Source organism: Novosphingobium mangrovi (assembly GCF_022818885.1).
Taxonomy (GTDB): domain Bacteria; phylum Pseudomonadota; class Alphaproteobacteria; order Sphingomonadales; family Sphingomonadaceae; genus Novosphingobium; species Novosphingobium mangrovi.
The window spans coordinates 43,852-55,196 of record NZ_JALHAT010000031.1; the positions used below are offsets into that span (position 1 = coordinate 43,852).

Sequence of the window (11,345 nt, forward strand, 5' to 3'; positions counted from 1 at the left end):
CCTTTCCCGCGCTGCTTTCTCCTCAGCGCTGCTTCTTGAGGTAGTCGATGATTTCCTGGCGCTTGGCGGCGTCCTTGATGCCGGGGAAGCTCATGCGGTTGCCCGGGACCAGCTTGCGCGGGTTCTCCAGCCACTGGTGCAAGGTGGCCTCGTCCATGGTGAGCCCGGCGTTCTTGAGCGCGTCGGAATAGCCGAAGCTGCCCTGGCCCATCGGGTGGCCGAAGGTGCCGAAGAGGTTGGGGCCCAGTTTGTCGGGCGCGCCTTTTTCCGCGTTGTGGCATACCGCGCAGCGCCCGAAGGCGGCGGGCGGCCCCGCTGCGGCCACAGGTTCAGGGGTGGGCATCGGTGTCGGTGTGGGTTTGGAAGCCGGGGCGGCCTTGGTCTCGGTGGGCGTGGGAGTTGGTGTTGGAGTTGGAGTTGGGCTGGGCTCCGGGCTGGCCTCGGCTTGCGGGGCGGCGCTTTCGCTTGGCGCGCTGGTGGGCGGGCTTTCCGGTTCGGCTGAAATTTCGGGTGTGGCGGCGCTAGCGCTGGGTTCCGGCGTGGTCGGAGCCTCGCCCTCCTGACCGCCCGAACAGGCGCAGAGGGCCAGTGCAAGACCAAGGCCAAGGGCGATGGACGAGGTTACAGGGCCTCGCGAATGGGCGCGTGGATGGCGCATGGTAAAAAATTCTCCCCGTTCATGATCTTTGCGCAGGGTTTCGCATGGAAGGCGCGGCGCCCGATATTGCACTTTGGTCCGCACCGCCGGGTCTGCCCAAAACTTTTTTTGGTCGGCGATTCTGTCTCGAAATGGCGGAAATGCAGGTATTTTTGCCGTGCTCGCGAAGGAAGGGCGTGGGGGGCGCAAAAATAATCGAAACGAATCACTTGCCGGGTCCGGAAAGCCTTGCTAGGGGCGCGCTCCTGCCGAGGGACGCTTTCAAAAGCTCCTCTGATTTAGCGGTCGTGGCGGAATTGGTAGACGCGCAACGTTGAGGTCGTTGTGGGCGAAAGCCCGTGGAAGTTCGAGTCTTCTCGACCGCACCAGGCAGATTTCTGAAAAGAAACGGATAAAAGCCTTCGGGCACCCCTCCCGGGAGACCGGAAGGCCGGTGCCTTTCGGCGTGTCTGCGTGGTGCGCGCAGGCGGCGTCAGGAGGCGCTGAGGGCGGTGTCCTGAACCGTTGCCACCTCGCGCGCGCGCGCTTCAAGCTGGTGGCGCACGATGGCGTAGCTCTGCTCGTTCCCGACATCGATGGCTTGCGTGCCGTCCGGCGTGATGACCGCCTCCACGCGGGCCTTCAGGCGACGCGAGGCGCGGGCAAGAGCGCCGCTGCGCGTCTCCAGCCCCAATGCCAGCAGGAGAAGCCCCAGAAGGCCCATGGCGCGGGCAATGCGCAAGGCCACCCGCACCGAGGCGCGGCGCCCCCGGAAGATCGTGGCGGCCCCCAGGAAGTCGGCGCTGCGCACGCCGTAGAGGTCACAGGGGGCCAGATGTCCGTCGCGCAAGGTCAGGTAATGTGGTGATCCGCTGGGGTGGACCGCCTCGACCGCCTCGCGCGGGGCGAGCGCGAGCGCGATGTCGGCGCTCTCCAGAGCCGTGACGAGCTGGTCGATGGTCTCGCCGCTCAGGAGCGCATGATCAGCGGTGGTGACGAGAAGCGGGCCATCCCAGCCTTGCGCGGCGGCGCGAATGCTCTGGGCAACATCCTCGCGCGCTTCGACGAGAGTGACCGCGCCCCGGCCGGGCAGGCGCGTGAGCACGTCCCAGACCGGATCGAAGGCCTCCTGCTCGATGCAGATGGCGAGGCTTCCGATCTTGGGGTGCTGCGCGCCGGTCTGCAGGACATGGGCGATCAGCGGTCGTCCGGCGAGTGGAATCAGGCTGCGGTGGCTGACGCCGAAGCGCTCGGACAGCGGGTCGGAAGACGGGCAGCGCTGCCCGGCCAGAACGATCAGGCGGACAGGGCCGGTCTCGGCCACCGTCGTCGGGTGTGGGGGATGGGAAGGCATGCCCGGCCCCTATGGCGCGGGCGTATGACAGCGGCGTGACCTGCTGAGCTGGCGGATCCGAGCGCCTGCGCGCGCTCAGTCCGGCTTCCAGCCGATCTCGGCACTGGTCGCGGCCTTGGGGATGTCGGTCAGGGCCTCGTTGATGGTGATGACTTCCCCTGCCGCCAGCTTGCGCGTGGGGGGCACGATTTCCTTTTCGTAGATGATCCGCTCGCGCGCGTCGCGCAGGACGACCAAGAGCGAGGGCACGTAGCGCGTCTCGCTGCCGATGTTGCCGATCGTGCCGCTGACGCTGAAGAAGTCGCTGCCATCGGCGAGGCGCTGGCGATCCTGACGCTTGCGCGGAAAGTCGAGTTGAAGATCGGGCTCGCCCTGCCGGAACGTCTCGTGCGGGGTGGGAATCCAGTTGGGCAGGCCGCCCCAGGCAATGGCGCCGGTCAGGCCCAGCGTTACCACCGCGAAGATCGAGGCCGCGTAGGTGCCGATCTTGGCCCAGTTGCGGCGGGGCTGGAAGGGCGGCGCGAAATCGAAGCTGGAGCTGCGCTCGTCGGCGTAGTGGACCGTGTTCTCGGTGTCGTCGTAGACCGCTGCCGGGGGCTTTCGCAGCGAAGCAGGCGTCGCCATCTCGGCGCGTTCCGCATCAGACCGGACCTTGGGCTTCGCGGCTGGCCTGGGGGCTGCGCGTGGTGCCGGGGCGGGTGCAGGAGCCGGTGTGGGCTCTGCGGCAACTGGCTCGGGGGCGGGCCGGGGAGGCGCAGCCTCGGGTTCCGGCGCGGGCTGCGGGTTCGGCGCAGGTGCCGGGGGCTGGGCAGCGGGAGGCGGTGCCGGGCGGGGCTGGGGAGCAGGCGCGGCCAGTTCCTCGGGGGAAGAGCCGTCCTGGTACCAGCTGTGCTTGCACTTGGCGCAGCGGACCGTGCGGCCTTCCACGCCGATGGCGTTATCCGGTACGGCGTAACGCGTAGAGCAGGCAGGGCAGGCGATAATCATATGAGTACCTCATAAGCACCATTCGCGCAGGGACGACAAGCACCCGACTTGTGGGTACGGGGCGTATTGCCCTTTTTTCCACATGGATTGCTCGCTATAGCGCGCGTGGCCGCATCTTTTCGGCCCTGCCAGGACTATTCACCAGAAGACGAATGACTGCCGAGGGCGAAATCATCCACTTCGACAATGTCGGGCTGCGCTATGGCACCGAACGCGAGGTGCTGAGCGACCTGACATTTACCCTATATGCAGGGCGCTTCTACTTCCTGACGGGCGCCAGCGGTGCGGGCAAGACGTCGCTGCTGAAACTTCTCTATCTCGCCCAGCGCCCTTCGCGCGGCGCGGTGCGCATGTTCGGCAACGATGCGATCACGCTCTCCCGCGCGAGCCTGCCCGCGCTGCGCCGCCGGATCGGCGTGGTCTTTCAGGACTTCCGGCTTGTCCCCCACCTTTCCGCCTTCGACAACGTGGCCCTGCCGCTGCGCGTGGCGGGCCATGGGGAGAAGGACATCGCGGGCCCCGTGCGCGACATCCTCGAATGGGTGGGGCTCTCCGAGCGGATCGACGCGGTGCCCGCCACGCTTTCGGGCGGGGAGCAGCAGCGCATCGCCATTGCCCGCGCGGTGATCGGGCGCCCCGCCGTCCTCGTCGCCGACGAGCCGACCGGCAACGTCGATCCCGAGATGGCGCTCAAGCTTCTGCGCCTGTTCGAGATGCTCAACCGCCAGGGCACGACCGTGGTGGTCGCCACCCACGATCTCGATCTCCTGCGCAAGGTGCCCGACAGCCTCATCATGCGCCTGGAGCGCGGGCGGCTGGCCGATCCGACCGGCGCGCTGCGCCATCCTCCGGCCCGTCGCACATGAGCGGAGCATGCGCATGAGCCGCGATGGGACGACACGGCGCGAGCGGCGCCTGGGCCCCTCGATGCTGCACGGTATGCGGCGTCTGGGCGGGGGCGGCGCCGAGCTGATCCCGCAGGGGCGCATGTCCGGGCCCATGCCCTGGGTAATCGCGATCATGGTCGCCCTGACCGCGATCGCGCTGGCCGCCGGGCTTTCCATCGGCAACGCGGTCTCGGCCGCGAAAGCCGAGATCGAGGGCGGCGTCACCATCCAGATCATCGAGCCGCGCGAGGATACCCGCGACCGGCAGACGCGCGATGTGGCGAAGGCCGTGCAGCAGCTTCCCGGCGTCAGCGGCCTGCGCATCGTGCCGCGCGAGGAACTCGACAGCCTGATCGAGCCCTGGCTGGGCAGCGGTATCGCCGAGGCGACCGGCTCGGCCATTCCTGTCCCTGCGCTGATCGACGTGCGCCTCGCCACTGGCGCGACGCCGCAGCGGGTCGAGACGATCCGCACCGCCGCGCGCAAGGTGACGCAGGCGGCCCGCGTCGATGCCCAGTCGAGCTGGCTGCGCCCGGTGTTCGAGGCGATGGTCTCGCTCCAGATCCTCGCCATCGCGCTCGTCGCGCTGCTCACCCTGGCGCTGGCCGCCGCGGTGCTTCTCGCGGCGCGTTCGGCGCTCGGCGCCAACCGCGACGTGATCGAGATCGTCCATCTCCTCGGCGGAACCGACAAGCAGGTGGCGCGCGTGTTCCAGCGTTCGATCGGCTTTGATGCCGCGGGCGGCGGCGCCGTCGGGCTGGCGCTGGCGCTGGTCGTCATCGTGCTCCTGGCCCGCCGATTCGAGGGGCTGGGGGCAGGCCTTGTCGACAACGGCGCGCTGGTCTGGAGCGACTGGCTGCTGCTCGCGCTGGTACCGATCCTCGCCACGCTTCTCGCCATGATCACGGCCCGTTTCACCGTGCTTCACGCCCTGCGCAAGATGCTCTAGGGCAAAGAGCACTGGTACACGCGGGCAAGTGTCGCCATAAGGCCCGCGAAAGCATTCTTCCGCTATTTCCAACAAGGTCATGTTTCGTCGCACCGCCGCCTTTGTCGTGCTTGTCTGGTTCTTCGGCTTCGTCTGGTTCGCCGTGACGCTGCCCGGGCCGATGGCGGGTGCGCTCAAGAGCGACGCGATCATCGTGCTGACGGGCAGCAAGGGGCGCATCGAACATGCGCTCGAGGTGCTGGAGAAGGGCGCTGCGCCGCGCCTGTTCGTCTCCGGCGTCGATCCCGAGGTGCGCCCGGTCGAGTTCGCGGCCGAGTTCAAGGTGCCTGCGCGCACCATGGCGTGCTGCGTGGACCTGGGTTTCGAGGCCTATGACACCCGCTCGAACGGGGTAGAGACCGCGCGCTGGGTGGAGCGGCACAAGGTGCGCACGATCCGCCTGGTGACGGCCGACTGGCACATGCGCCGCGCCGAACTGGAATTGCTGCGCGAACTGCCCGAGGGCGTCGAGGTGCGGCGCGATGCGGTTCGCTCGCGCCCCAGCTTCAGCGCCCTGTTCCTCGAATATCACAAGCTCCTCTGGCGCCTCGCCAGCAACCTGTGGGAGCAATGGAGCCCGTGATGGAGACCCGTTTCGCAGACGTCGTGCGCAGCCTTGCGTTCTACGCCATCTTCTATCCCGGCTCGGTGATCATGGTTTTCCTGGCCCTGCCGTTCGCGGCGCTGGGTGAGCGCCAGATCTGGCTGCTGGCGTACAGCTGGAGCGCCTTTCACCGCTTCTGCTGCCGCTGGCTGCTGGGCATCCGGGTGGAGATAAAGGGGGAATTTCCCGAAGACGGCGTGCTGGTGGCGATGCGCCACGAGAGCTTCTTCGAGGCGATCGAACTGCCGTTGCTGACGCCCTGGCCCACACCTTTCCCCAAGTCCGAACTTCTCAAGATTCCGGGGTGGGGCTGGGCTCTCTCGCGCTTTGGAGTGGTCGCGGTCGAACGCGCGGGCGGCGCGGCCTCGCTGCGCCGGATGATCTCGACCGCGCGCGGGTTCGCGGCCAGGGGGCGTCAGCTGGTGATCTTCCCGGAAGGCACGCGCATGCCGACCGGCGCCACCGCGCAGCTGCGTTCGGGCTTTGCCGGAACCTACAAGATGCTCGGCCTTCCGGTCGTGCCGGTCGCGGTCGACAGCGGGCGGCTCTACCACCGCGTCTGGAAGAAGGCGGGAACGATCACCTATACGCTGGGCGAACGCATCGAGCCGGGCCTGCCCCGAGCCGAGATCGAGGCGCGCGTTGGCGCGGCGATCACCACGCATCACTAAGGGGTGCATGAAGTTTTCCGAGGGCAATCGCCCTCGGGCTCCCCAAACTGTCGAGCTCACCTTCCGCGCGCCACGGTGGCGGACAGCGGTGAGGTCGCCAATTCCGGGGTCAAGGGGCGATGGCCCCTTGAATCACTCCTTCATGGTCCTTCCGGCGGCGGAGCTTCGGCCTCCCGCTCGATCCTCCGGCGTGCCTCCTCCAGCGTCCGCTCGCCCTGAAAGCGCAGGCCCTCGCTGTCGAGCTGGATATCGAGCGGCAACCCGTTTAGGTCGGTGGTGATGATTGCGGTTCCATCCTCGATGCGCAGGCGGTTGCCTTCGCCCAGTGGCAGGCCGCCGTCGGGAATCTGGTCGAGCCCTTCGATGTCGAGTGGCTGCACCGGGCCTTCGGGGCGGGGTTTGGGCGCTGCGGGAGCGGCGCGCTCGCCCAGCGCCTGCTGCATGAAGCTGCGCCAGATGCGCGCGGGGGTCGAGCCGCCCGACACGCGCCCGAGCGGGGAATTGTCGTCGTTGCCGACCCACACGCCCACCACGTAATCGCCCGCATAGCCCACGAACAGCGCGTCGCGGTTTTCCTGGCTCGTGCCGGTCTTGCCATAGTTGGGCGAGCGCAGCATTGCCGCGCGCCCCGTTCCCCGGTTGACCGCGGCGCGCAGCATCTTCTCCATCGCCGCGTGCTGCGACTTGGAGAGGCTGTGCTTGCCATCGAGCAGGCGCGCGAACCAGCCCTTCTCCTCGACCGGGAAGGCGCGCGGTTCGACCGGGAAGCTGTTGGCGGCAACGCCGGCATAGGCGGCCGTCAGTTCGATCAGCGGCATCGTCGCGGTCCCCAGCGCCAGGCTGGGATCGCCTTCGGGGAGGTCTTCCGTGACGCCCAGGCGCCGGGCGGTCTTGATCACCTTCTCATCGCCCACCTGCTGGAACAGGCGCACGGCCGCGACATTGCTCGACCGTGCGAAGGCGTCCTCCAGCGTGATCGTGGGCGAGTAGTGCCCCCCTGAGTTCTTGGGGCGGTAGCCGCCGGTTTCGATGGCCGCGTTCGAGATCGTGTCCTCGGGGCTCCAGCCGTCCTGGAGCGCGGCAAGATAGACGAACAGCTTGAAGGTGGAGCCGGGCTGCCGTTTGGCCTGCGTCGCGCGGTTGAACGGGCTCTTGGCGTAGTCCTTGCCCCCGATCATGGCGACGACCTCGCCATTCCGGCGCATGGCAACAAGCGCAACCTGCGCCGAGCCCAGTGCGGCGCCGTCAATGGCGCGCCGGGCGGCCCGTTGCAGGCGCGCATCGAGCGTCGTCGTCAGGGTCTGCGCGGCGTAGCCTTGTTCGGTCATGCTGCGCGCCTGGGGCAGCGCCCAGTCGGCGAAGTAGGTGCCGGTGGGAAGGTCGTTGCCGTCGCGCACGTCGAGCGGGGGAGGGGGAATGGCGGCAGCTTCCTCGCGCGTCATGTAACCGGCATCGACCATCGCGGCGAGGACCACGCGCATGCGCTTTTCCGCGGCCTCGTAGTGATTGGTGGGCGCAAGGCTCGAGGGCGCCTTCATCAGCCCGGCCAGCATCGCCGCCTGCCCGGGGAGCAGGCGTTCGGGGCGGCGGTGGAAGTAGTGCATCGAGGCCGCGCGCAGGCCATAGGTGTTGTCGCCGTAATAGGCGTTCGAAAGGTAGCGCTCGAGGATCTCGTCCTTGCTCAGCCAGGCCTCCAGCCAGAACGCGATGAGCGCCTCGCGCGCCTTGCGCGTCAGGCTCTGTTCGGGGGAGAGGAAGGTGAACTTGGCGAGCTGCTGGGTGATCGTGCTGCCGCCCTGCGTGGTCCCGGTGGTGAGGTTGGTCCAGGCCGCGCGCGCGATGCCGTAGGGGTCGATCCCCCAGTGCTCGTAGAAGCGCCGGTCCTCGGTCGCGATGAAGGCCTGCTTGACGTGGTCGGGCAGGTCGGCGGCCTTCACGGGCGCCGCGACGATCGCCCCGTTGCGCGCGATCGGTGTGCCGTCGGCGGCCAGCAGCGTGATCTGCGGGGGCGAGACGGGCTGGAGCGACTTGGAGAGCGGCGCGGTAAAGGCCAGCCAGCCGATCAGGAGCAGGAAGGCAAAGAGGATGGCGGCGGCCCCGCGCGAAATCCACCACCAGCGCGAACGCCCGGCGCGCGGCGTTTCGGGCGCAGCTTCGACGCCCGGGGCATTGTCGGAAAGAGGCTGGGTGTCCGTGACCGGCTCAGTCGGTTCGGGAGCGCGCTTGAATCTGAACATGGCCTCGTCACGAATACACGATCGGGCGTGCAGGCGCACCACCTCGTCTCGCGCGATACCGTGGAGAACCTTTCGCGCAGCCGAACAGCCCCTCTTCGCAAGAGAGCTTGACGCCCTCGCAAAATGGCGTAATGGGCACCTCTTCTGCGGCGCACCAGCGCCTGCGGGCGGTTAGCTCAGTTGGTAGAGCATCTCGTTTACACCGAGAGGGTCGGGGGTTCGAGCCCCTCACCGCCCACCATTTTTCAGTCCATTGACGTTCGCATTCGTCTGGACATCCCCCGGAAAACCTAGATATTCAGCCTCTATCTGGCCAGAGGCGTTCAGCCGCGTTCGCTCAGAGCCAGCCCTAAATGGGGGTATGATGTGGGGTATCTTGAAAATGCCCCCACAAGATACCCCCACCTAACAAGGGGTATCCTGGCCATGCCGCTTACCGATGTTGCAATCCGGAACGCCAAGCCTCGAAGCAAGCCTTACAAGATGGGCGATGCGGGCGGGCTGTTCCTGTTGATCACTCCGGCAGGAGGAAAGCTCTGGCGCGTCAAGTTTCGTGTCGCCGGGAAGGAAAAGCTTCTGTCACTTGGAGGCTGGCCGGAATTGAGCCTGGCCAATGCGCGCAAGGAACGGGACAAGGCGCGGGAAGCGCTAGCGGCTGGAGATGATCCGGCACGGCAAAAGCAGCAAGCCAAGCATCTGGCCAAGGTCGCTGCGGCCAATAGCTTCGGAGAGATTGCGCAAGAGTTCATAGACAAGCGCAGGCGTGAAGGGATGAGCGCGTCCACTGCCGAAAAGAGCGAATACTACATCAAGCGCATGGGCCCCATGATTGCCCGAATGCCTATCGCTGAGATCAATGCGCCAGATTTGTTGGCCGTGCTGCGTCGGATCGAAGCAACAGGCAATTACGAGACCGCGCGGCGGGTACTTCAATTGGCTGGCCGCGTTTTCCGCTATGCCGTAGCAACGGCGCGTCTAACGTCAGATCCCAGCCGCGATCTACGCGGTGCCCTCACTGCGCCGCAGCCCAAGCATTATGGCGCAATCATTGAGGCGAAGCGGGTGGGCGAGCTCCTACGTGCCATCGACGGTTACGAAGGGCAGTCGCTGACTAAATTCGCGATGCAGTTGTCCGCTCACGTCTTTGTTCGGCCTGGAGAGCTTCGCCATGCCGAGTGGAACGAAATCGATCTTGATGGGGCATTGTGGATCATTCCCGCAGAGAAGATGAAAATGCGCCGGGCGCATCAAGTGCCATTGTCGCGGCAATCAGTGGCTTTGTTCCGACAGCTTCACGCGATTACCGGGCCGGTTGGCTACGTCTTTCCTTCCATCCGCACCCGTGCCCGGCCGATGAGCGAAAATACCGTCAATGCAGGGCTGCGGAGGCTGGGGTTTTCAGGCGACGAAATGACCGCTCATGGTTTCCGCGCAATGGCGTCGACACTGTTGAACGAAAGCGGCAAGTGGAGCCCTGATGCGATTGAACGCGCGCTGGCGCATGGTGATGCTGACCGTGTGCGTGCGGCCTATCACCGCGGCGCACATTGGAAAGAGCGTGTGGAGATGGCGCAATGGTGGAGCGACCATCTCGACAACCTGCGCAACGGTGCTGATGTTGTTCAGCTCAATCGTGTTGGAGGGACGTGAGCAGGCACTTCTTGATACCTTGGCGAGGGCATGAACGTTCGGGCTATGTCCCTTGAAACGATAAATGGGTTCTCTTCGCTAACGGTTCGCCCGGTCGTCGGCGCCAGTGGTGAGGGGTAGGGAGCCACACGCGCGCTGCATTCCGAGGCAGTCGTGCCAAGCGCCATGCCAGCTGTGTTGGATAGGGGGGTGGTCAAAAGTCTAGAGCCGTGCCTGGGGTAGGACCGCAGTCTCTCCCATCGGCAGATTTTATTTTCGACCGGTGAATTTCCCGGGCGAGCAGCGCAGCATGGAGAGGGCACGCTCGCGTGGAGAGCTCATCCGGTCTGTTGGGTGGCCGCCAATCCAAACGCGGCGCAGCCTTGTCGCGACGCCCCTTCCTGCTCAATCCGGGCACGCCTACGAAGTCGGTTTGCGATCAGGCACCGAGAGGCGGTTTTCGACGGATTATTTTGCCATTGTTCGGACGGCTTCTGGAGCGCTATGTTTTACAAGGGAACGTTGGGAACATGGGAACACGCTATCTCAAACAAGCAGAAATCGTTCCTTCCAGAGACGGCAAGCCTGTTCCCACGCCCCGTGGCTGCTTTGGGAACATGGGAACAGAAATTGGCGACAAAATCCGCGCGCGTGTGGCTCCCCCTTGCCCCCCCCTCCAGCCCGTGAGCAGCGGTAATGCCAAACAAGAACAAGGCTGATCTCGGTGAATGGGAAGGCCCGGCCTCTTTCGAGCCGGATCCAGAACATGTGGGGCCTGCAATGATGGCTCATCATGCCTTGTCGGGTGCGTTGAGCGGAGGTCAGGAGAGAGCTGCCGAAACTGTGGCCTGGGCGGCCAAGCTCATCGCATCGCAGCTCCAGGCCCCCGGAATGGACGACAGCAATGGATTGCCATCCGTCGCAGCGTCGGTGGCAATCGATGATGCGAGGATGCTCTTGGAGATGGTTGCAGAGCTATTCTGTGACGATGCCGTGCTACCTGACGAATCCGCGGTGTTCATATACTCCGCTGAATTGAAACGAGCCCGTGGCCGCCCAGCTCGGCCACAATCTGGTCTTGAGAAGCTTGGCTGGTGGTATGTCGCGAAAGAAGTCGAAGAGCTGATCGAGCAGGATGGGGACTTGCTGAAAGTTGCAGTCGGCAAGGTTGCGAAGCGATTGGGCTTGAACGATTCTACGGTAGCCGGTTGGTACCGGAAAAGACGCGCCCAGATCGAACAATCCCCACGTCGGCCGAGGCGTGAACGTAATTCGGACAATTAGGTTCAGGCAGAATTTGTAGCAGGCTGCAAATCTGTGCGTATTGATCCGGACTCCCACAAACAAGGGA

At 65.7% G+C, this 11,345-nt stretch carries 10 protein-coding genes and 2 tRNA genes; 8 read left to right on the top strand and 4 right to left on the bottom strand.

Translation table 11 applies throughout. The annotated features are described in order from the left end of the window. Window positions 1-22: 22 nt before the first annotated feature. Window positions 23-658, bottom strand: coding sequence for a c-type cytochrome (locus MTR65_RS15300; RefSeq protein ID WP_243801696.1), 636 nt, complete (start codon window positions 656-658; stop codon window positions 23-25). A gap of 281 nt (window positions 659-939) precedes the next feature. Here MTR65_RS15300 and MTR65_RS15305 point away from each other — a divergent pair. After that, window positions 940-1,026, top strand: a tRNA-Leu gene (locus MTR65_RS15305). 104 nt (window positions 1,027-1,130) lie between these two features. On the opposite strand, the gene MTR65_RS15310 is transcribed toward MTR65_RS15305, so the two are convergent. Both MTR65_RS15310 and MTR65_RS15315 read right to left on the bottom strand, forming a co-directional pair. After that, window positions 1,131-1,991, bottom strand: a complete 861-nt coding sequence (locus MTR65_RS15310; RefSeq protein WP_243801698.1) for an NTP transferase domain-containing protein — start codon at window positions 1,989-1,991, stop codon at window positions 1,131-1,133. A gap of 75 nt (window positions 1,992-2,066) precedes the next feature. Then, complete coding sequence (locus tag MTR65_RS15315) at window positions 2,067-2,978, bottom strand: MJ0042-type zinc finger domain-containing protein (RefSeq protein ID WP_243801701.1); 912 nt, start codon at window positions 2,976-2,978, stop codon at window positions 2,067-2,069. Window positions 2,979-3,130: 152 nt separating this feature from the next. Here MTR65_RS15315 and ftsE point away from each other — a divergent pair, with 152 nt between their 5' ends. The 4 genes from ftsE (at window position 3,131) to MTR65_RS15335 (ending at window position 6,128) form a co-directional block, all read left to right on the top strand. Beyond that, window positions 3,131-3,844 (top strand): cell division ATP-binding protein FtsE, encoded by a 714-nt coding sequence (gene ftsE, locus MTR65_RS15320; protein ID WP_039390437.1) that lies wholly within the window; start codon window positions 3,131-3,133, stop codon window positions 3,842-3,844. A 61-nt stretch (window positions 3,845-3,905) separates the two neighbouring features. After that, window positions 3,906-4,814 (top strand): cell division protein FtsX, encoded by a 909-nt coding sequence (locus MTR65_RS15325; protein ID WP_419145054.1) that lies wholly within the window; start codon window positions 3,906-3,908, stop codon window positions 4,812-4,814. 79 nt (window positions 4,815-4,893) lie between these two features. Continuing rightward, complete coding sequence (locus tag MTR65_RS15330) at window positions 4,894-5,436, top strand: YdcF family protein (RefSeq protein WP_243801706.1); 543 nt, start codon at window positions 4,894-4,896, stop codon at window positions 5,434-5,436. Beyond that, window positions 5,436-6,128 (top strand): lysophospholipid acyltransferase family protein, encoded by a 693-nt coding sequence (locus tag MTR65_RS15335; protein WP_243801709.1) that lies wholly within the window; start codon window positions 5,436-5,438, stop codon window positions 6,126-6,128. Before MTR65_RS15330 ends, MTR65_RS15335 begins: the two co-directional genes overlap by 1 nt. A gap of 140 nt (window positions 6,129-6,268) precedes the next feature. On the opposite strand, the gene MTR65_RS15340 is transcribed toward MTR65_RS15335, so the two are convergent. Further along, window positions 6,269-8,365: a transglycosylase domain-containing protein gene (locus MTR65_RS15340; RefSeq protein ID WP_243801711.1), complete on the bottom strand. Its 2,097-nt coding sequence runs from the start codon at window positions 8,363-8,365 to the stop codon at window positions 6,269-6,271. Between the two features lie 165 nt (window positions 8,366-8,530). Here MTR65_RS15340 and MTR65_RS15345 point away from each other — a divergent pair. The 3 genes from MTR65_RS15345 to MTR65_RS15355 all read left to right on the top strand — a co-directional run bounded on the left by MTR65_RS15345 (window position 8,531) and on the right by MTR65_RS15355 (window position 11,278). Then, window positions 8,531-8,606, top strand: a tRNA-Val gene (locus MTR65_RS15345). Between the two features lie 185 nt (window positions 8,607-8,791). Next, a complete protein-coding gene (locus tag MTR65_RS15350; RefSeq protein ID WP_243801713.1) occupies window positions 8,792-10,015 on the top strand; it encodes a tyrosine-type recombinase/integrase in 1,224 nt (407 codons plus the stop codon). Window positions 10,016-10,690: 675 nt separating this feature from the next. Continuing rightward, entirely contained in the window at window positions 10,691-11,278 is a 588-nt protein-coding gene (locus MTR65_RS15355) for a hypothetical protein (protein WP_243801715.1), read from the top strand. Window positions 11,279-11,345 lie beyond the last annotated feature (67 nt).